This is a genomic window from Streptomyces sp. NPDC104202 (genome assembly GCF_055584185.1).
The window spans coordinates 60270-80072 of sequence record NZ_JBVJMN010000039.1; the positions used below are offsets into that span (position 1 = coordinate 60270).

Consider the following 19803-nt stretch of genomic DNA (forward strand, 5'->3'; position numbering starts at 1 on the left):
CGATCTGCGCACCGAACGGGACGCCGTGGCGGCCACCCTGGGCGGGTCGGACGACGAGGTGGGCGACGAGGCCGACCAGGCGGACGAGTTGCAGCGCGCCACGGAGCTCGACCGGCTCGACGCGCGCATCGCCGAGATCGACGGACGGCTGCGGGAGGGCGCCGTGGCGCGGCCTCCCCGTACGGACGCCGTGGGCGTCGGCAGCTCCGTGACCGTGCGGTTCGCGGACGGGCCGCCGGGCGTCTCGTACGTCACGGTGTCACCGGCGCGGTGCCCGAGCAGCGACCGGCCGAGGGGGCTGTCCGCCGTGACCAGCGCCGGGTCCTGGGCGTCGGGGAGCTCCCCGATGTGCAGGGCACGACGGCGGTCGTGGTCTCCCTCGGCTGACGCCCGTGCCCGGGACCCCGGCCGGCACCAGGATGCCCGGCGAAGCGGGCCGGCTCGGCACCGCTCACGCCTCCAGGACGACCACGGCCTCGTCCGTGTACGTGAGGAAGGTCAGCGTCTCCTGGACGTACAGGTGGACCCGGCTCTCGTCGTGCCCCGTGTAGCCGATCGCCACGTCCTGGCCGAGGCGCAGTGCGAAGTCGCCGCCGCGGGTGGACAGGACGAAGCCGCCGCTGAGGGCCGGCGCCCAGATCGGGGAGCCGTCGAGCATCCGGGCGAGGTGCGCGGCGACGGGGTAGCCGTGGTCGGAGGTCTCGCTGACCGCCCGGTAGGGGTCCGCGCCCAGGAGCAGGGCGTAGGGTCCGTCGACTCCGGCGAGACGGAGGGCGGTGAGGGCGCGGCTGACCGCGTCCGGGTAGTCGCGGGGCTCCTCGGGCAGCCGCACCACCGGGTTGGAGCTGCGGGCGCGCAGCCCGTCGACGCCGGCCGCGCCGTAGCCGTCGAAGATGGCCCGGTCCTCGGCGAAGGCCATGGTGCGGGCCGCGTCCTTGACGGGCTGCCAGTCGGAGTCCCTGGCGCCGCGTTCGACGTCGTCGACGGCGGCCCGGTCGACGCTGAACGGCACCCGCAGCTCGACGAGGGGCTTGACCTCGCGCAGCCGCGCGGTGACCCCGTGGGCGGGCGGGGCCATGTCGGTGAGGTGCCCCGTGCCGACGGCGGCGAGTTCCGGGCCCGCCGCGTCGGGGACGTCGACGACACGGCGGCCGGCGACGTGGCGCCGGAAGGTGCGGCGGGCCTCCTCCTCGATCTCGGCCCAGGCTGCGGGCGTGATCGGGGCGAGTTCGCGGTGCAGGTTGTTCGTGACGTCGGGCGTCGTCATGGGGCTCAGGCTCCTTTCAGTCCGCCGATGCCCAGGGTGTCCCCGGGGACCGCGGCGGCGGCCGGCGGCGCGTCGGGCAGGTCGTCGAGGAAGTCGGCACTCGGCACGAAGAAGAGGCCGCCGGTCACGGCCCGGGAGAAGTCCAGGATGCGGTCGGTGTTGCCCGGCGGGTCGCCGAGGAACATGTTGCGCAGCATGCGTTCGGTGACGGCGGGCGTCCGCGCGTAGCCGATGAAGTACGTGCCGAACTCGCCGCCGCCGATCCGTCCGAAGGGCATGTTGTCGCGCACGATCTGCTGCTGGACGCCGTCGTCGTCGACGATCGTGTTGAGGGCGACGTGCGAGTTCGCGGGCTTGACGTCGTCGGCCATCTCGATGTTGGACGCCTTGTCCCGTCCGATGACGGCGGCCTGCTCCTCGACGGTGAGCGCGTCCCAGGCGGCCATGTCGTGCAGGTACTTCTGCACGAGGACGTAGCTGCCGCCCCGGAAGGCGGGCTCCTCGTCGCCGATGTGGACCGCGTCGAGGGCGGTGCGGCCCGTCGGGTTCTCGCTGCCGTCGACGAATCCCAGCAGGTCGCGCTGGTCGAAGAAGGTGAAGCCGTGGACCTCGTCGACGACGGTCACCGCGCCGCCGAGGGCCTCCGCGATCTGCCGGGCGAGCTCGAAGCAGAGGTCCATGCGGCGGGCACGCACGTGGAGGAGGAGGTCGCCGGGGGTGGCGGGCGCGCGGTGGCGCGGGCCGTTCAGCGGCACGAAGGGGTGCAGGTCGCGCGGGCGGGGGCCGCCGACGAGCCGGTCCCACCCCTCGGAGCCGATCCCGGCGATGCAGGTGAGGTCGTCGTGCGGCGCCCGGAAGGCCACGGACCGGGTGAGTCCCGACAGGTCCCGGAGGACGTCCCGCACGGCGGTCTCGCCGCCGGGGTTGACGGTGACCACGAGGAAGACGGCCGCCCTCGACGGCGGCGCCACGACGGGCTGCGGTACGACCACGACGCTCCTGTCGGACGGGGACCGGGAATCCGCGAAAGAGGAGGAAACGGACAGCGTCAGCGTAGGTGCGGGTGATCCTCCGCGCAGCCCGGCGGCCCCGGCACGGCGGCTCGGGCGGTGTGCGCCGGCCGTGGGCGGCGCGAGCCCGGCACGGGGCCGGGCGGCAGCGGGGAAGGGCCGGGGGCGGCCCGAGGCCGGGTGGCAGCGGGGAGGGGGCGGACATAGCCTGCGAGGGAGGGGGTGACGGCCGCCGCCGGACCGGCCGATCCCGCGGGGCCCGCGCCGCGGGCCCGCACGGCGAGAGGGTGAAGTGCCTTGAGCACCGACGAGGACACGCACGGAGACCCGGAAGCCGCGGAGGGCCCGGAGCCCGGGGCGGCCCGGGTGGGCCCCACACCCGACGGGGAGCCGACGTTCGCCCCGTACCACCACCCCGCCGCCGGATGGGGCGCCGCCAAGAGCGTGACGCGCTTCCTCCTGCGCGAGAAGGCGCTGGTGGACGGCCCGCGCGCGATCATGCGGATGAACCACGAGAACACCGGGTTCGACTGCCCCGGCTGCGCCTGGCCCGACGACACCAAGGGCCTGCACCTGGACATCTGCGAGAACGGGATCAAGCACGTCACCTGGGAGATGACCGGCAAGCGGGTGGGACGCGAGTTCTTCGCCGCCCACTCCGTGACCGAGCTCGCCGAGTGGAGCGACTACGACCTGGAGAACGAGGGCCGGCTCACCGAGCCGATGGTCTACGACCCGGCGTCCGACCACTACGCGCCGATCGCCTGGAAGGACGCCTTCGCGATCGTCGGGGAGGCGCTGCGCGGCCTGGACGACCCGAACCAGGCGTCGTTCTACACCTCGGGCCGGCTCGGCAACGAGGCCACGTTCCTCTACCAGCTCATGGCCCGCGAACTGGGCACCAACAACCTGCCCGACTGCTCGAACATGTGCCACGAGGCCAGCGGACGGGCCATGCAGGCGGCCCTGGGCACCGGCAAGGGCACCGTCGACCTCGCCGACTGGGAGACCGCCGACGCGCTCTTCGTCTTCGGGGTGAACGCCGCCTCCAACGCGCCCCGGATGCTGACCGCCCTCGCCTCCGCCCACGACCGCGGCGCCGCGATCGTGCACGTCAACCCGCTGGTCGAGGCCGCCGCCACCCGCACCATCGTCCCGCACGACTTCACCGACATGGCGCTGTTCAAGGCGACCAGGACCAGCACGCTCAACCTCCAGCCGCGGATCGGCGGCGACATGGCCCTGCTGCGCGGCATGGCCAAGGCGATCCTGGAGCGGTCCGCGACCGACCCCCGGGCCCTGGACCGGGAGTTCGTCGAACGCCACACCAGCGGCTTCGAGGAGTACCGCGCCCTGTGCGAGGCGACGCCCTGGGAGGAACTGGAGCGCCAGTCCGGACTGCCCCGGGCCGAGATCCTGGAGGCCGCGCGGGTGTACGGCGAGGCCGACCGCACCGTCATCAGCTGGTGCCTGGGCATCACCCAGCACGAGCACGGCGTCGACACCGTGCGGGAGATCGTCAACCTGCTGCTGCTCCGCGGCAACATCGGCCGGGAGGGCGCGGGCCCCTCCCCCGTCCGCGGCCACAGCAACGTGCAGGGCAACCGCACCTGCGGCATCGACCACCGCCCCACGGACGCGTTCCTCGACCGGCTCGCCGAGGTCTGCGGGATCGAGCCGCCGCGCGCCCACGGCCTCGACACCGTCCGCACCATCGAGGCGATGGCCCGCGGCGAGATCAAGGTCTTCGTCGGCATGGGGGGCAACTTCGCCCTCGCCGCGCCCGACACCCCCGTCACCTGCGAGGCCCTGCGCCGCTGCGACCTCACCGTCCAGGTCAGCACCAAACTGAACCGCAGCCACGTCGTCCACGGGCGCCGGGCCCTGATCCTCCCCTGCCTCGGCCGCACCGAGAAGGACCACCAGCGCAAGGGCGTGCAGAGCACCTCGGTCGAGGACTCGATGAGCATGGTCCACCTGTCGGTCGGCATGAAGCGCCCCGCCTCCTCCCACCTGCTCTCCGAACCCGCCGTCATCGCCGGCATGGCCCGCGCCGCGCTGCCCGGCAGCGCCACGCCCTGGGAGTGGTACGTCGAGGACTACGACCGCATCCGCGACACCATGGCCCGGGCCCTCGACGGCTTCGAGGACTTCAACCGCCGGGTGCGGCTGCCCCTGGGCTTCCGCATCAGACAGCCCGCCCGCGAGCTCGTCTTCCTGACGCCGTCCGGGCGGGCCGAGTTCTCCGCCGCCGCCCTGCCCGACGTCGTCCCGGCGCCCGGCACCCTCGCCCTGGGCACCATGCGCTCGCACGACCAGTGGAACACCACGATCTACTCCGACAACGACCGCTACCGGGGCGTCGAGAACCTGCGCACGCTCGTCTTCATGAACCGGGCGGACATGCGGGAGCGCGGGATCGCGGACATGGCTCCCGTCGACATCACGAGCACCGCGAGGGACGGCAGCCGGCGGTCCCTCACCGGCTACCTCGCCGTCCCGTACGACATCCCGCGCGGCTGCGCCGCCGGCTACATGCCGGAGATGAACGTGCTGTGCGCGCTCTCCGACTTCAGCACCCAGAGCGACCAGCCGATCATGAAGCACGTCAACGTCACGATCGGCCCCGCCGCCTGAACCCACCGGGACCACCGGCCCGCCGACGGGACACGCCCGGGATCGCCGGGTGGCCGCCCGGAGCCGCGGGGAAGGCGGCAGCGCCTTGGGGCGTCCGCCGCGCGCCGCCCGCGGCCGCCGGGGCGTCACGCCGCCGGCCCCCTCGGGGCTCAGGTGCCGGCGCCCACGCCGGCCGCGTCGTCCGCGGCGCCGGGCGCGGCAACGCCCTTGCGGACGGTGCAGTGGAGCGAGTCGTCGCGGACGTCGGCGACGAGGGTGTCGCCGGGCCCGGCCTCGCCGCCGAGGAGGAGGGAGGCGATGCGGTTGTCGAGTTCGGTCTGGATGGTCCGGCGCAGCGGGCGGGCGCCGAAGGCGGGCTGGTGGCCGTGGGCGACGAGGAGCTTCTTCGCTGCCTCGGTGACCTCCAGGGTCATGCCCTGGGCGTGGACGCGGTGCTTGCTGCGGTCCAGGAGGTGCTCGACGATCTCGGACAGGTCGTCCTCGGTGAGGCTGTGGAAGACGATGATGTCGTCGATGCGGTTGAGGAACTCGGGCAGGAAGCGCCCGCGCAGGTCCTCCATCAGCCGGTCCTTCAGCTCGGCCGCGTCGCCCTCGTGGGCGAGGATCCGGTGCGCGCCGATGTTGGACGTCATGATGACGACGCAGTGGCGGAAGTCGACCGTGCGGCCCTGGCCGTCGGTGAGGCGGCCGTCGTCGAGGATCTGCAGCAGCGTGTTGAAGACGTCCGGGTGTCCCTTCTCCACCTCGTCGAAGAGGACCACGCTGTACGGCTGGCGCCGGACCTTCTCGGTGAGCTGGCCGGCCTCCTCGTACCCCACGTATCCGGGCGGGGCGCCGACGAGCCGGGCGACCGTGTGCTTCTCCTGGAACTCGCTCATGTCGAAGCGGATCATGCGGTCCTCGTCGCCGAAGAGCAGCTCGGCGAGCGTCTTGGCGAGTTCGGTCTTGCCGACGCCGGTGGGGCCGAGGAAGAGGAAGGAGCCGACCGGGCGGTTCGGGTCCCCCATGCCGGCGCGGTTGCGGCGCACGGCCTCGGAGACGGCGGTGACCGCCTCGTCCTGGCCGACGATCCTGGCGTGCATCTCCTCCTCCAGGCGCAGCAGCTTCTCCTTCTCGCTGGCGGTGAGCTGGGAGACCGGGATGCCGGTGCGCCGGGAGACGATGTCGGCGATGTCGGAGGCGGTGACCGAGACGACGCCCTCGCGGCGCTCCTCGATGCCGGCGAGCTCGCCCTCCACGTCGGCGATCTGCCGCTTCAGGTCGGACGCCTTCTCGAACTCCTCGCCGGCGACGGCCTGGTCCTTCTCGCGGCGCAGCTTCGCCAGGCGGTCCTCCCGGCTGATCACCTCGGTGGAGCGCCCGGCGGCGCGGAGCCGGACGCGGGCGCCGGCCTGGTCGACGAGGTCGATGGCCTTGTCGGGCAGGAAGCGGTCGCTGACGTAGCGGTCGGAGAGCTCCGCCGCCGCGGTGAGGGCGCCGTCGGCGAAGCGGACCTGGTGGTGGGCCTCGTAGGCGTCCCGCAGCCCTTCGAGGATCTGCACGGTCTCCTCGACGGTCGGCTCGGGGACGAGGACCGGCTGGAAGCGGCGTTCGAGGGCGGCGTCCTTCTCGATGTGCTTGCGGTACTCGTCGATGGTGGTCGCTCCCACCAGCTGGAGTTCGCCGCGCGCGAGGGCCGGCTTGAGCATGTTTCCGGCGTCCATCGCGCCCTCGCCGGCGGCCCCCGCGCCGACGACCGTGTGGAGTTCGTCGAGGAAGAGGATGACCTCGCCACTGGCGTTCTGGACGTCCTCGATGACCTTCTTGAGGCGTTCCTCGAACTGTCCGCGGTACTGGGCGCCGGCGACCATCCCGGAGAGGTCGAGGGAGACGACGCGCTTGCCCTTCAGGGTCGCCGGGACCTCGTCCGCGACGATCCGCTGGGCCAGTCCCTCCACGATGGCGGTCTTGCCGACGCCGGGTTCGCCGATGAGCACCGGGTTGTTCTTGGAGCGGCGGGAGAGGATCTCGACGGTCTGCTCGATCTCCTCGGCGCGGCCGACGACGGGGTCGAGCCGGCCGGCCCTGGCCTCCTCCGTCAGGTCGCGGCCGTACTCGTCGAGGGTGGTGGCGGGTTCCTGCGGCTTCTGCGCGGCGGGGGCGGCGCCGTCGCCGCGGCCGGCCTGGTCCGTGAGGCCGCGGAGCTTGCGCACGTCCACGTCGTCGGCGTCCAGCAGCCGGCCGGCGCCGGCCTCGGGCTCCGCGAGGAGCGCGCCGAGGATGTGCTCGGGGCCGATGTACGAGACGCCGGCCGCCTGCGAGCGGGCGTAGGCGGCGGCGAGGGTGCGCTTGGCCGCCGGGGTGAGTCCCGGCTCCGAGGACGGTTCGCCGGACTCCCGGGGCAGCACCCGGTCGAGCTGGGAGGCGAGCGCGTCGGGGTCCACGCCGACCTGGGAGAGCAGCCGGCGGGCGGGGTCGACCTGGGTGGCCGCCCACAGGAGGTGTTCGGTGTCGAGGTCGGTCGTGCCGTCCTGGGCGGCCTTGCCGGCCGCGGTGTTGAGGAGGGTGTGCGACGACTCCGTCAGCAGCCTGCCGATCGGGACGCGCTGCACCGCCGGGGGCGACGACGAGGGCGACATGCCGAAGAACCGGTTCAGCATGTCGCTGAACGGATCGGACGGGCCAAAGGGAGAACCGAACGCCATCGACATGTCAGCTCCAGGAACGCGTGGGGGTCGCTCCCACTCAAACCCGGCCCCTCCGGGTCCGCAAACGGAGTCCCCGACACACCCGGACCACCCGAATCGTCCGCATTCGCGGCTCGGGGGCCGCGCCGGTCGACGATGACACCATGACCTCCCCGAACACCCCCGCCTCCCCGCCTCCCCCGGCCGCGCCGGACCCGCAGGTCCGTGCGGGGCGCCTGCTGAGGAACCCGAAGCTGTGGCTCGTGCCCGCGGTCCTCAGCGCCCTGGTCGCCCTGCTGCTCTCGCTCCTCTACACGGGCGGCGTCCTCAACCCGTCCGAGAGCCTGCGCGGACTGCCCGTCGCCCTCGTCGACGAGGACCGGGGCGCCCCGCTGCCGGGCCAGGGCGAGAACCTGGGCCGGCAGATCAGCGACGCGATCGTCTCGGCCTCCCGGGGGAAGGACTCCGTGGAGTGGCACCTGGTGAGCCGCGCGGAGGCCCAGGACTCACTCGCCTCGGGGAAGGTCTTCGGCGCGCTGGTCGTGCCCCCGGACTTCACCGCGACCGTCGCGGCCCTGACCACGAACCGGGCGACGCGACGGCCCACGCTCACCGTGCTGACCAACCCCGGCCTCGGCAGCCTCGGGTCGTCCCTGACGGCCCAGATCAACCAGAACGCCGCGCACCAGGCGTCGCTGACCATCGGCAAGCAGCTCTCGGCCACCGCCGCCGCGCCGACCACCCGGCTGCTGCTGGCCGACCCGGTCGCCGTCGTCACGCGTCCGGGGCACCCCATCGGCGCGCACAGCGGACTGGGCCTGACGGCGTTCTACTACACCCTGCTGCTCGTCCTCAGCGGCTTCATCGGCGGGAACCTCGTGAACACCGGGGTCGACACCGCCCTCGGCTACGCGGACAGCGAGCTCGGCCCCTGGCACACGCGCCGGCCGACCGTGCCGGTCAGCCGCACCCAGACCCTCGTCCTGAAGATGGTCATGACGGCCGGGATCGCGCTCCTGACGACGACGCTCGTCATGGTGGCGACGATCGCGCTGCTCGGCATGGACGCCTCGCACCAGCCGCTGCTGTGGATCTTCTCCTTCTGCGCGACGGTCGCCGTCGGCCTCGGCGTCCAGGCCATCAACGCGGCCTTCGGCGGGATCGGCCAGCTCGTCTCGATGTTCGTCTTCATCGCGCTGGCACTGCCCTCCTCCGGGGCCACCGTGCCCCTGGAGGCCACGCCCGGCTTCTACCGCTTCCTCGGCGTCTTCGAGCCGATGCACCAGCTCAGCGCCGGTGTCCGGGCGATCCTCTACTTCGACGCGCAGGCCGACGCCGGACTCGCCCGGGGCTGGATCATGATCGCGATCGGCACGGCGGCCGCCCTGCTCTTCGGCTTCGGCATGACCCGCTACTACGACCGCAGGGGCCTCGCCCGGCTCACCCCGCAGCCGGCCTGACCGGCCGGCCCGCAGCCGCCCGCTACTCCCACTCGTCCCACGGCGGCTCGGTCTCGTCGTCGGCGAAGAGCGGCGGCCCGTCGTCGTGCGGCACGGAGGACCGCCCCGCCGGAGCGGCACCGGAAGGCCCGGCGGACGCGGCGGGCCCGGCCGGGGCGGGTACCGGACCCGTGGGGGCGGGCGCGGCGGGGTCGCCCGCCGGGGCGGCGGGGGCCTCGCACGCGGCCAGGGCGGCGAGGACGCCCTCGGCGTACTTGGTGAGCTTGGCCTCGCCGACACCGCCGACGGTGCCGAGCTCCTCGGCCGTCGTGGGGAAGAGGGTGGCGATCTCGCGGAGGGTCGCGTCGTGGAAGACGACGTACGCCGGGACGCCCTGCTCGCGGGCGGTCGCGGCCCGCCAGGCGCGGAGCGCCTCGAAGACCGGGACGGCGGCGGCCGGCAGGTCGACCGGCACCCGGGCGCCCTTGCCCGAGCGCGCGCCGGACTCCTTCCGGGACGCCGGGGCGGGGGCCTTCTCCTTGCGCAGGGCGACGGTGCGGCGTCCGCCGAGGACCTCGCCGCTCTGCTCGGTGAGGACCAGCGTGCCGTAGTCGCCCTCGACGGCGAGCAGGCCCTGGGCGAGCAGCTGGCGGACCACGCCGCGCCACTCCGCGGTGCCCAGGTCGGCGCCGACCCCGAACACCGACAGTCCGTCGTGGTCGAACTGGATGACCTTGGCGGTCCGCTTGCCCTGGAGGATGTCGATGATCTGGCCGGCGCCGAACTTCTGGCGCCGCTCCTTGGCCAGCCGCCAGATCGTGGACAGCAGCTTCTGGGCCGCGACGGTGCCGTCCCAGGACTCGGCCGGCGTCAGACAGGTGTCGCAGTTGCCGCAGGGCTCGCCCGACTGGCCGAAGTAGGCCAGGAGCCGCACCCGGCGGCAGTCGACCGTCTCGCAGAGCGCGAGCATGGCGTCCAGGTGCATGCCGAGGCCGCGGCGGTGCGCCTCGTCGCCCTCGGAGCCGTCGATGAGCTTGCGCTGCTGGACGACGTCCTGGAGGCCGTACGCCAGCCAGGCCGTGGCCGGCTCGCCGTCACGGCCGGCGCGGCCGGTCTCCTGGTAGTAGCCCTCGACGGACTTCGGCAGGTCGAGGTGGGCGACGAAGCGGACGTCCGGCTTGTCGATGCCCATGCCGAAGGCGATCGTCGCGACGACCACGACGCCGTCCTCCCGCAGGAAGCGGGCCTGGTTGGCCGCGCGGGCGCGGGCGTCCATGCCGGCGTGGTAGGGCACGGCGTCGATGCCGTGCTCGACGAGCGAGGCGGCGGTCTTCTCCACCGAGGAGCGCGAGAGGCAGTAGACGACACCGGCGTCCCCGGCGTGCTCGGTCCTGATCAGTTCGAGCAGCTGCTTGAGCGGGTTGTTCTTGGGGACGATGCGGTACTGGATGTTGGGCCGGTCGAAGCCGGCGACGAAGTGCCGGGCGTCCTCCAGGCCGAGCCGGGCGGCGATCTCGGCGTGGGTGGCCTCCGTCGCCGTCGCGGTCAGCGCGATCCGCGGCACCTTCGGCCAGCGCTCGTGCAGCATGGACAGGGCGAGGTAGTCGGGGCGGAAGTCGTGGCCCCACTGGGCGACGCAGTGCGCCTCGTCGATGGCGAAGAGCGACACCGTGCCCCGGTCGAGCAGCCGCTGGGTGCCCTCGGTCCGCAGCCGCTCGGGGGCGAGGTAGAGCAGGTCGAGCTCGTCGGCGAGGAACGCCTGCTCGACGGCCTGCCGCTCGTACGGGTCCTGTGTCGAGTTGAGGAAGCCGGCGCGCACGCCGAGCGCCCTGAGCGCGTCCACCTGGTCCTGCATCAGGGCGATCAGCGGCGAGACCACCACGCCCGTACCGGCCCTGACCAGGGCCGGGATCTGATAGCAGAGCGACTTGCCGCCGCCGGTCGGCATGAGGACGAGCGCGTCGCCGCCGCCGACGACCTGCTCGATGATCTCCTGCTGCTCGCCCCGGAAGGAGCTGTATCCGAAGGTGCGCTGCAGCACCCGCTCGGCGTCGGAGATATCGGTGGATGCGTCGGAGAGGACCATTCCCGAAGCCTATCCGGCCGGGCGGACACCCCGGGCCCGTCCACCGGGACCTGTGGACGAAGGGGCCCCGGGAGGCAACTGCCCGGGCCTTCCGCACGTCCTTCCGTACGGCACGCGTCGGCCGACGCGACGCCCGTGGACCGGGTAGCCCGGGCAACGCGACCAGTGGACAGCGGACAGGACACGCCATGAGCGACAAGGCCCGGACCCTCTTCGACGCGCTCGACCTCGACCGGGACGGCACGCTGACCCGGGCCGAGGTGATCACCGCCCTGCGGGCCAAGGGCCCGACGCTGGCGGCGCACGGCGTGATCCCGGTCTGGGGCGTCGGCGACGACGACGCGTCCTCGGCGCTCTTCGACGAGGCCGACCGGAACGGGGACCGGGTCCTGACCTTCGAGGAGTTCGCCGCGCTCGTGAACCGCCGCTTCGGCTGGGCGCCCGCGTCCTGAAACCGCCGGTCGCCTGCCGCCGCCGACTACCGGGCCGGCGGCCCCGGCGTCCCTACGCTCCTGGCTCACTTCCCCAGAGAAACAGGAGCACGCCATGGAGAACCCCACCCGCAAGGTCGCCGCGGCCGGAGCGGCCGCGCTGCTGGCCGCCGGCCTCGTCGTCACCGGTGCCGGTGCGGCGGCCGCGTCCGACGCCGCGACCCCGCGCATCACCTCGTCGTCCCAGCTCAAGGACGGCATCCTGCTCGCCGCGGCCCTCGACCGGGAGTCCGGGGCGGAGCCGCTGAGCCAGAGCGTCGGCGGCCGGGTGGCGGGGCTGGGCACCCAGTCCGGCACCTGCTGAGCCGGAGGTGACCACCGTGGGCGGGAACGAGTCCCCCAAGACCTGGTGCCCCAGCGGCGACGCGCACGCGCCCGAGTCCGTCGTCCTGGGCGTACGGTCCGGGCAGGACGGCCGGGTCGTGTACCTGGCCGATCCGGTACCGGCGTCCGAGGCCCTGGCCGAGGTGCCGGAGGGCGTCGAGCCGCGGCGCATCCTGCGCTTCGCCTCGCACTGCGTCAGCGACTGCCTGAACCGCAGGGGCGACGACTGCACGCTCGTGGAGCGGGTGCTGTACCGGCCCGCCGCACAGGAGGACGGCCACGTCCCGCGGTGTCACCTCCGGGCACGGTGCCAGTGGTGGCAGCAGACCGGAGTGGCCGCGTGCGCGCGCTGCCCCGCCGTCTCCACCCGGCACCTCGCCGACGACGCGCTGGCCGAGCTGGTCGCCGATCCGGCCACGACGCCCGAGCAGCTCGACGAGTGGATCGCGGCGGCCGGCTGAGCACGGCCGCCGGTGCGCGCGCCGGCACGAGGAAGGTCCCCGGACGTTTCGTCCGGGGACCTTCCTCGTGTCCGGGGTCCCGCCGCCGCCCTCACGGGACCCCGCGGATGTCGCGCTCCGACAGGCGGTTCACCCGCGGCGACGGCGTGGTCAGCTCGCCGTGGACGGCCACGGCAGCCGCGTACCCCCGGTCGACGGGGATGTCGAGGAGCGTCCAGCCGGCCGGGGGCAGCGGGCCCTCGGGGCTGCCGGAGCCGACGTAGTCGGCCGCCGGGTCCCGGCCGAGACCGGTCCCCAGACCCTTGAGGTACGCCTCCTTGCGGGTCCACAGCCGGGCCAGCGCCCGGGGCCGGCGCGGGGGAGGCAGTGCCTCGATCTCGCGCTGTTCGGCCGGGTGGAGCATGGCCGCGAGCTCCGCGGCGCCGCCCGGGTCGGCGACGAGGTCGACGTCGACGCCGATGGGGGCGACGGCGGTGCCCACCAGGACGAGGTCGCCGCGGTGGGAGAGCGAGAAGTGCAGCCCGCGGGTGGCCCCGAGGACGGTGGGCCGTCCGTGCGGGCCGCCGCAGCACGGGCAGGTCTCCCGGCCGTAGCGGATGTCCTGGGGGAGCATGTCGAGGTAGGTGCCCAGCAGGCGGCGGAGCGCCAGATGGGCGGCGGTGAAGCGGACCCGGTCCTCCGCGTACGCCAGTCCGGCGGCGCGCTGCCGCTCGTCGGCGTCCAGCACGGCCGTGTCGAGGCCGGTGCCCCGGGCGTCGGAGACCCTGAGCAGCCACAGGTCGAGAGACCCGGGCCGTGGCAGGTCGCGCGGCGGCGGCGCGGGGGCGGGCAGCAGCAGGCCGCTCGCGGAACTCCTGGAACCGCTTCTGGGATCACTCACGGGACCCCTCCTGTTCGGTGACGGATGCGCGGACGCGGATGGCCGTCGGGACGGATCAGCCTTGTTCGGGGGTGGCGTACCGGGATGCCCGCCGCGGGGGCGCGGCGGGCTCCTCGGACTTCTCGGGGGTGCCGGAGGCCGCCGGGCCGGCCGGCTCCGTGGACGCGGCGGACGCGAGGGCGGCCACCGGCTCGGGGGGCTCGGCGGGGTCGCCGGGCGGTTCGGTGGGCAGGTCGCGGCGGCCGCGCAGCGGGCCGGCCAGGAGCAGGACGGAGCTGACGGCGAGACCGGCGGTGAGCAGCCAGAGCGCGGGACGCAGTCCGAGCACCCCGCCGAGCACGCCGCCGAGGAGCGAACCGACGGGGATGGCGCCGAAGTTGGCGACGGACACGCTCGCGGTGATCCGGCCGAGGAGCTGCGGCGGGCAGTACGTCTGCCGGAAGGCGCCCTGGATGACGTTGGCGGAGACCACGCCGAGGGCGAGGACGGCGCCGCCCAGGGGCAGCAGGACGACCCGCCAGCCCGGTTCGGCGAGCGGGATGAGCAGGCCGAAGGGGGCGGTGGCGAACTTGCACAGGAGCATGCCGCGGGCGGTGCCGAAGCGCCGGGCGATGGGGGTGGCGACGACGGCGCCGAGCAGCCCGCCGACGCTGCTGCCCGCGAGGAGCCAGCCCACGGCGGCCTCGCCGACGTGGAGTTCGCGGACGAGGAAGACCGTCAGGATGGCCTGGTAACCGGTGAGCAGCAGGTTGGTGACGGTGCCGTAGGTGGTGAGGACGCGCAGGTAGGGGTCGCGGACGGTGTGCCGCAGTCCCTCCGCGACGTCCTTGCGCAGGGCGGTGGGATGCTCGGGCTTCTTCGGCGGCGGCTCGGTGGCGCGGATGCCGAGGAGGCAGAGAGTGGAGGCGAGGAAGGTCGCGGCGTCGGCGAGCAGTCCGGTGACGGCGCCGAACACCCCGGCCAGGACGCCGCCGCCGCCGAGCCCGGCGAGCTGCGCCGCCGACTCGCTGCCCTGGAGCTTGGCGTTGGCCTCGGTGAGGTGCTCGCGGCTGACGACGAACGGCAGGTAGACGCGGTAGGCGATGGAGAAGAAGACGTTCGCGAGACCGGTGAGCAGCGAGACGACGAGCAGCTGGCCCATGGTGAGGACGTCGAGCCAGGCCGCGGCGGGCACGCTGAGCAGGAGGACGAGCGAGGCGACGTTGCAGGCCACCATGAGGGGCCGCCGGGGCAGCCGGTCGACCCAGGCGCCGGCCGGCAGGCCGATCAGGAGCCAGGGCAGCCATGCGGCGGCGGCCAGGGCGCTGACCCAGAAGGTGCTCGCGTCCAGGGTGACCACGGCCACCAGCGGCATGGCGACGCCGGTGATGTTGCTGCCGAAGCGGCTGGTGGTCTCCCCCGCCCACAGCAGCCGGAAGTCGCGCTGCCGCAGCAGTCCGGACCGGGGCCGTGCGCTCATCGGTCCGCCACCACCTTGGCGACGGCGGTGTCGAGCCGTTCGGCGGCGTCGGCCCAGCGGGCCCGCCGGGCGTCCGACTCGGCGGTGAGGCGGTCCAGTTCGGCGTGCGCGCGGGCCAGGGCGGCGGTCTGCGCGGGGTCGCCGGGGCCGCCGCCGTGGGCGCAGGCGGCGGCGACGGTCTCGGGGTCGAGCCAGTCGGCCGGGTAGCCGGCGGCGGCGGGCGCGATGCCCGGGTGGGCGCGGGCCGCGTCGGACAGGGGGGTGCCGCCGTCGAGGGCGGCGAGGACGGTCTCGCCGACCAGGTGGTGGGCGGTGCGGAAGGGGGTGCCGTCGACGACGAGGCGTTCGGCGAGGTAGGTCGCCGAGGTGAGGCCCTCCCGCGCGCGCTCGCGCATCCGTTCCCGGTCGGGTTCGGCTCCGGCGACGACGAGCCGGAGCAGGGTGACGGCCTGGGTGGTGTCGGCGAGGCCGGGCCACAGGTGGCGCACGGCTTCGGTGCCGACGGCGATGGCGTTGGTGTAGCCGGCGGTGGACATGGACGCGGCGGCGCCGGTGAATCCGGCGAGGGCGGCCGTCGAGCGGCCCTGGATGTGTTCGAGGAGGAAGGGGTTGCGCTTCTGCGGCATCATCGAGCTGGACCCGACGAGGTCGTCGGCCATCCGCAGCAGCCCGAACTCCTCCGTGGTCCACCAGGTGAGGTCGCGGGCCACCCGGGCGAGGAGCACGCCGAGGACGGCGGCGGACGAGAGCATCCGCAGGACGAAGTCGCGGGAGGCGACGGCGTCGACGGAGTTCGGCGCGGCGGCGGTGAAGCCGAGGAGTTCGGCGGTGCGGTCGGGGTCGACGGGTACGGAGGTGCCGCCGACGGCGCCGGCGCCGAGCGGGTTGACGTCGATCTCCCGGCCGGCGTCGAGGAGCCCCTCCAGGGAGCGCAGCACCGCGCCGGCGGTGCCGGTGAGGTAGTGGCCGTAGCTGACGGGGACGGCGGGCTGGCCGTGGGTGTACGCGGGCATGGTGACGTCCCGGTACGCCTCGCCCTTCTCCAGCAGGACGCGGGCCAGTGCGGCGACCTCGTCGAGGAGTGCGGCGTAGGGGCCGCGCACCTTGAGCCGTACGGTGGTGGCGTTGAGGTCGTTGCGGGAGCGCCCGGTGTGCAGGACGCCGCCGGTCTCCTGGCCGAGCCGGTCGACGAGCCAGCCCTCGTACGCCAGGTACAGGCCGCGGGGCATGGGGCGGTCGCGGACGGGGGCGAAGTCCTCGGCGCGCAGGGCGTCGACGGTGTCGAGGAGCGCGCCGGCGCGGGCGGTGTCGACGATGCCGCGTTCGGTGAGCATCACCAGGTGGGCGCGGTCGACCTCGCTGATCAGCCGCAGTTCGCCGCCGACGGGGTCGCCGCCGTCGGGCCGGTACTGGTCGTAGACGATGCGGTGGGCGCGCGGGTCGAGCCCGGTGCGCAGCCGTCCGGTGTCGACGCCGGCCTCCCGGCCGCCGTCGGCGGCCGGGTCCGACGCGTCGCTGACGCCGGTCATACCGGCAGCACCTCCTTGACGACGGGGGCCGCCAGCGGCTCCAGCGCGCCGGCGAGGGCGGCGAGGGCGGTCACGGCGGCCTCGGCGGTCCGCTCGGGGGTCGCGCCGGCGGCGATGACGTGGCCGACCCGGCCGCGGAAGTCCTCGGCGGGTTCGACGCGGGTGCCGGCCGGGCGGTACAGGGCGGTGTCGACGACGTCGGGCACGGCCCCGGCGGCCGCCTCGGCGGCGGTGACGTCGGCGAGGACGCTCTCGGCACCGGCGGTGAGGAAGCGGATGGAGGCCGCGCCGGCGGCGTCCGCCGCGGGGCGGGTGAGGTCGACGTCCTCGCCGAGCGCTGCCCGGACCTGCGCGCCGACCAGGTCGACGCCGCGGGCGCGGCGCACGAGTTCGGGGATCATCCCGCCGGCCAGCCGGGGGTTGACCTCGATGACGCGGGCCACGTCGCCGTCGAGCCGGAGCTCGACGTGGGCGGCGCCCCAGCCGAGGCCGAGGGCCTTGACGGCGTGGACGGCGCTGTCGACGAGTGCGGCGGCCTGGGCGGCGGGCAGGAGCGCGGGGACGTCGTGGCCGGTCTCGACGAAGACCGGGGGCGCGCCGACGTGCTTGGCGACGGTGACGACGGCGTCCTCCCCGAAGACCTCCACGGAGAACTCGCGGCCCGTCAGGTACTGCTCGACGAGGACGACTCCGGGGGTGCTGAGGCCGCGCTCGTTGACGGTGGCGGCGAGCAGGACGCCCGCGTGCCCGGCGACCTCGTCGCGGTCGCGGCAGAGGCGTACGCCCAGGCTCCCCGAGCCCTGGACGGGCTTGACGACGACCGGGCCGCCGAGCCACTGGGCGGCGGCGAGCGCCTCGGCGACGTCGCCGGCCACCGAGAAGAGGGGTACGGGGACCCCGGCGGCGGCCAGGGCGCGCCGCTGGAGGGACTTGTCGCGGCAGGCGCGCACGGCATCGGCGGAGGGGCCGTGCAGGCCCAGCCGCCGGGCGAGGTCGGCGGCCGTGGCCACGTAGTACTCGGAGCTGGAGAGCACGCCGGCGATCGGAGCGCGGGCCGCGAGGGCGGTCACGGCGGCCCACAGGGCGTCGGCGTCGGCGGTGTCGACGACGACGGTGCGCAGGTCGTCCTCGGCGGCGTAGGGGTAGCGGCCGGGGTCGGCGGCGAGCAGTACGGGCTCGGCGCCGAGGGCGCGGGCCCGCTGGGCGAACTGGCGTCCCGTGCCGGTGGTGTTGGACTCGACGAGCAGCAGTTGGGGGGTGCTCATGCCTGGACCTCCGGCGTCATCACGTCGTCGAAGCCGCGCCGGGCCCAGACCAGGCGGGTCCAGGAGCCCGGGGCGTCCAGCGGGTGGTCGACGGTGACGGGGCCGCCGGGGGTGGGGGCGGGCTCGATGCCCTGCTCGCGGAGCCACTCGGCGTGGTAGACGGTGGACTGGTAGCGGTAGCCCTCGTCGGGGAGCACCATGACGACCTTGCTGCCGGGGTTGCGCGCGGCCCACCAGGAGGCGACCTGGAAGGAGGCGCCGCTGGTGGGGCCCATGAACAGGCCGTGGTTGCGGAAGAGTTCGTGGGTGGCGTGGAAGGCCTCGGGGGCGGTGACCCAGTGCACCTCGTCGTAGGCGCTGTGCTTGACGTTGCCCGGGTGGATGCTGCTGCCGAGACCGCGCAGGGTGCGCGGGCCGTCGGGGGTGCCGAAGATGATCGACCCGTGGGTGTCGACGCCGACGAGGTGCAGGGCCGGGTCGGCGGGGCGCAGGGCGGCGGCGAGGCCGCCGGTGGAGCCGCCGGAGCCGACCGGGCCGACGAGGCAGTCCACGGAGCCGACGGTCTCGCCGATCAGGTCGGCGACCACGGCATAGGCACCGGGGTTGTCGGGGTTGTCGTACTGCCCGGGGACGAAGCTGTCGGGGTGGAGCCGCTGGAGCTCCGCGACGCGGGCGAGACGGGCGCCCTGGATGCCGCCGGGCTGGCCGGCGTACTCGACGATCTCGACGTCGGCGCCGAGCATCTCCAGGCGGTTGCGCAGGTCGCGGTCGATGGCGGAGTCGCCGACGATGGTCAGGTCGTAGCCGCGGAGCCGGCAGACCATCGCCAGGCCGAGGGCGAAGGTGCCGGAGGAGGTCTCGATGACGCGGGTGCCGGGGCGCAGCACGCCGGCGGCCTCGGCGCGGTCGACGATGTAGCGCGCGGGCAGCAGCTTCATCAGGCTGAACGCGGCGGCGTAGAGGTTGTCGGTCACCTGGATGATGCGGGGCAGTTCGGTGGCGTCCACCACCGAGTCGTGCAGCTTGACGGCGCCCGCGATCGTGGTCGTAGTCATGTCAGTCACCCGTCGTGAAGATCCACTGCTCGTGGATGCCGATGTTGTGCAGCAGTCGCTGGGCGTGCTCGGTGCGGGCCTCGACCTCGGGGTCGTCGCGGTCGTAGAGGAGGCCGGCGATGTCGCCGCTGTGCGCGGTCTGGATGCCGAGGGCCCCGGTCTCGCGGACGATGGTCCGGAGGCCGTCGAGGCGCGGGATGGGCAGATGGCGCTGGTTGATGTCGGTGCTGGCGGTGGCGACGGCGCCGACAAGGGCGACGTCCTTGGTGTGGATGGCCTCGCGCAGCATCACCTGGAGGTCGGCGAAGAGTCCCAGCTCGGCGGCGCCGTACTCGGCGGGAGGGAAGGCCAGGGTGTCGACGCCCTTGCCCTCGTTCTCGGGCCGCGAGCCGAAGCCGAGGACCCGCACGGCGGGCATGCGGTAGCCGAAGTCCTCGATGACCTTGCCCTCGCGCTGGGCGAAGAGGACCGAGCTCTCGTTGAACATCAGGGAGTCGGACGCGGTCTCGGCGCGCACCGCGATCCGCGCGATCTCCTCGGCGGGCAGCGGGCTCACCAGGGCGTCCTGGACGGCCCAGACCGCGGCCAGCACGTCGCTGGTGGAGGAGCCGAAGCCCCGGCAGAGCGGGACGTCGCCGGTGAGTTCGAGGTGCCCGCCGACCGGGCCCTCGCCGGGCGGGACGCACGCCTCGGCGGTGAGCTGCGCGGCGCGCATCGCCTTGGTCTTCCAGGCCGGGGAGACGGTCAGCTCCTCGCCCCGCGCGGGGATGAACGAGGCCCGGGTCGTGTAGACCGTGCAGGGCAGCGTGACCAGCCCCCGGGTCGGCTGGCCCCGGTGCGGAAAGACGCCCTGGAGAATTTCGCCGTGATGTATGGGGGCCGAGGCGACACCGACCCGCCAACCGGAATGATCCACCATGTCCTTGACTTCCTCTGCGGGCCGGACCGCACCACTCACGGGGCCTGGCCGATCGTGCGGACATCCCCAACGCTAGGCAGCGCCGCGACGCCGACCCGGCTGGTCAGGCGGCAGTATGCGGGCAGTTAGCCGGGGCGATGCGGGCAGGGGGCGTGAAGGCGCTACGGACGGCGGGCGGGCGCGGTGCGGCGGCGGGCCGCCGTCGGACGGACCGGGCGGGAACGCGCGGGGGGGGGGGGGGGGGGGGGGGGGGGGGGGGGGGGGGGGGGGGGGGGGGGGGGGTTTTTCTGTTCTCCGTGGGGTGGGGGCGAGGTT

Annotated in this window: 15 protein-coding genes; 5 read left to right on the forward strand and 10 right to left on the reverse strand. The window is 74.3% G+C overall.

Features of this window, described 5'->3' with window-relative positions:
* Positions 1-451: 451 nt before the first annotated feature.
* Both ACZ60W_RS23845 and ACZ60W_RS23850 read right to left on the reverse strand, forming a co-directional pair.
* A complete protein-coding gene (locus ACZ60W_RS23845; protein ID WP_469757377.1) occupies positions 452-1267 on the reverse strand; it encodes a family 1 encapsulin nanocompartment shell protein in 816 nt (271 codons plus the stop codon).
* 5 nt (positions 1268-1272) lie between these two features.
* Positions 1273-2259 (reverse strand): Dyp-type peroxidase, encoded by a 987-nt coding sequence (locus ACZ60W_RS23850; RefSeq protein ID WP_469757378.1) that lies wholly within the window; start codon positions 2257-2259, stop codon positions 1273-1275.
* A gap of 315 nt (positions 2260-2574) precedes the next feature.
* On the opposite strand from ACZ60W_RS23850, the gene ACZ60W_RS23855 reads away from it, so the two are divergent.
* Positions 2575-4914, forward strand: coding sequence for an FdhF/YdeP family oxidoreductase (locus ACZ60W_RS23855; protein WP_469757379.1), 2340 nt, complete (start codon positions 2575-2577; stop codon positions 4912-4914).
* A gap of 149 nt (positions 4915-5063) precedes the next feature.
* Here the strand turns inward: ACZ60W_RS23855 and ACZ60W_RS23860 are convergent, their stop codons facing one another.
* On the reverse strand, positions 5064-7604 hold the full coding sequence (locus ACZ60W_RS23860; protein ID WP_469757380.1) for an ATP-dependent Clp protease ATP-binding subunit: 2541 nt from the start codon (positions 7602-7604) through the stop codon (positions 5064-5066).
* A 140-nt stretch (positions 7605-7744) separates the two neighbouring features.
* Between ACZ60W_RS23860 and ACZ60W_RS23865 the strand changes: the two genes are divergently transcribed.
* Positions 7745-9040, forward strand: coding sequence for a YhgE/Pip domain-containing protein (locus ACZ60W_RS23865; protein WP_469757381.1), 1296 nt, complete (start codon positions 7745-7747; stop codon positions 9038-9040).
* A 22-nt stretch (positions 9041-9062) separates the two neighbouring features.
* Here ACZ60W_RS23865 and recQ read toward each other — a convergent pair whose 3' ends face one another.
* Positions 9063-11105 (reverse strand): DNA helicase RecQ, encoded by a 2043-nt coding sequence (recQ, locus tag ACZ60W_RS23870; protein WP_469757382.1) that lies wholly within the window; start codon positions 11103-11105, stop codon positions 9063-9065.
* A 188-nt stretch (positions 11106-11293) separates the two neighbouring features.
* On the opposite strand from recQ, the gene ACZ60W_RS23875 reads away from it, so the two are divergent.
* The 3 genes from ACZ60W_RS23875 (at position 11294) to ACZ60W_RS23885 (ending at position 12381) form a co-directional block, all read left to right on the forward strand.
* Positions 11294-11557 carry an EF-hand domain-containing protein gene (locus ACZ60W_RS23875; RefSeq protein WP_469757383.1) on the forward strand — a complete coding sequence of 88 codons (264 nt, stop codon included), beginning with the start codon at positions 11294-11296 and terminating at the stop codon, positions 11555-11557.
* Positions 11558-11651: 94 nt separating this feature from the next.
* Positions 11652-11900: a hypothetical protein gene (locus tag ACZ60W_RS23880; protein WP_469757384.1), complete on the forward strand. Its 249-nt coding sequence runs from the start codon at positions 11652-11654 to the stop codon at positions 11898-11900.
* A gap of 16 nt (positions 11901-11916) precedes the next feature.
* Positions 11917-12381: a hypothetical protein gene (locus tag ACZ60W_RS23885; RefSeq protein WP_469757385.1), complete on the forward strand. Its 465-nt coding sequence runs from the start codon at positions 11917-11919 to the stop codon at positions 12379-12381.
* A 91-nt stretch (positions 12382-12472) separates the two neighbouring features.
* Here the strand turns inward: ACZ60W_RS23885 and ACZ60W_RS23890 are convergent, their stop codons facing one another.
* Genes ACZ60W_RS23890 through ACZ60W_RS23915 form a run of 6 tightly spaced genes read right to left on the reverse strand, consistent with a single transcriptional unit; the run spans position 12473 to position 19488 of the window.
* Positions 12473-13261 carry a 4'-phosphopantetheinyl transferase family protein gene (locus tag ACZ60W_RS23890; protein WP_469757386.1) on the reverse strand — a complete coding sequence of 263 codons (789 nt, stop codon included), beginning with the start codon at positions 13259-13261 and terminating at the stop codon, positions 12473-12475.
* A 55-nt stretch (positions 13262-13316) separates the two neighbouring features.
* Entirely contained in the window at positions 13317-14720 is a 1404-nt protein-coding gene (locus tag ACZ60W_RS23895; RefSeq protein ID WP_469757387.1) for an MFS transporter, read from the reverse strand.
* On the reverse strand, positions 14717-16249 hold the full coding sequence (argH, locus tag ACZ60W_RS23900; RefSeq protein WP_469757388.1) for an argininosuccinate lyase: 1533 nt from the start codon (positions 16247-16249) through the stop codon (positions 14717-14719). The genes ACZ60W_RS23895 and argH overlap by 4 nt, the downstream gene beginning before the upstream one ends.
* Positions 16246-17514: an ATP-grasp domain-containing protein gene (locus tag ACZ60W_RS23905; protein ID WP_469757389.1), complete on the reverse strand. Its 1269-nt coding sequence runs from the start codon at positions 17512-17514 to the stop codon at positions 16246-16248. The genes argH and ACZ60W_RS23905 overlap by 4 nt, the downstream gene beginning before the upstream one ends.
* Positions 17511-18569: a PLP-dependent cysteine synthase family protein gene (locus ACZ60W_RS23910; protein WP_469757390.1), complete on the reverse strand. Its 1059-nt coding sequence runs from the start codon at positions 18567-18569 to the stop codon at positions 17511-17513. The genes ACZ60W_RS23905 and ACZ60W_RS23910 overlap by 4 nt, the downstream gene beginning before the upstream one ends.
* Position 18570: 1 nt before the next feature.
* Positions 18571-19488, reverse strand: coding sequence for a GHMP family kinase ATP-binding protein (locus ACZ60W_RS23915; RefSeq protein WP_469757391.1), 918 nt, complete (start codon positions 19486-19488; stop codon positions 18571-18573).
* Positions 19489-19803: the final 315 nt, after the last annotated feature.

What these genes read in the sequence shown, in the direction of transcription:
- ACZ60W_RS23845 (WP_469757377.1), bottom strand. Translation starts at nt 1,267, where the DNA reads ATGACGACGCCCGACGTCACGAACAACCTGCACCGCGAACTCGCCCCG.
- ACZ60W_RS23860 (WP_469757380.1), bottom strand. Translation starts at nt 7,604, where the DNA reads ATGTCGATGGCGTTCGGTTCTCCCTTTGGCCCGTCCGATCCGTTCAGC.
- ACZ60W_RS23865 (WP_469757381.1), top strand. Translation starts at nt 7,745, where the DNA reads ATGACCTCCCCGAACACCCCCGCCTCCCCGCCTCCCCCGGCCGCGCCG.
- recQ (WP_469757382.1), bottom strand. Translation starts at nt 11,105, where the DNA reads ATGGTCCTCTCCGACGCATCCACCGATATCTCCGACGCCGAGCGGGTG.
- ACZ60W_RS23875 (WP_469757383.1), top strand. Translation starts at nt 11,294, where the DNA reads ATGAGCGACAAGGCCCGGACCCTCTTCGACGCGCTCGACCTCGACCGG.
- ACZ60W_RS23880 (WP_469757384.1), top strand. Translation starts at nt 11,652, where the DNA reads ATGGAGAACCCCACCCGCAAGGTCGCCGCGGCCGGAGCGGCCGCGCTG.
- ACZ60W_RS23895 (WP_469757387.1), bottom strand. Translation starts at nt 14,720, where the DNA reads ATGAGCGCACGGCCCCGGTCCGGACTGCTGCGGCAGCGCGACTTCCGG.
- argH (WP_469757388.1), bottom strand. Translation starts at nt 16,249, where the DNA reads ATGACCGGCGTCAGCGACGCGTCGGACCCGGCCGCCGACGGCGGCCGG.
- ACZ60W_RS23905 (WP_469757389.1), bottom strand. Translation starts at nt 17,514, where the DNA reads ATGAGCACCCCCCAACTGCTGCTCGTCGAGTCCAACACCACCGGCACG.
- ACZ60W_RS23910 (WP_469757390.1), bottom strand. Translation starts at nt 18,569, where the DNA reads ATGACTACGACCACGATCGCGGGCGCCGTCAAGCTGCACGACTCGGTG.
- ACZ60W_RS23915 (WP_469757391.1), bottom strand. Translation starts at nt 19,488, where the DNA reads ATGGTGGATCATTCCGGTTGGCGGGTCGGTGTCGCCTCGGCCCCCATA.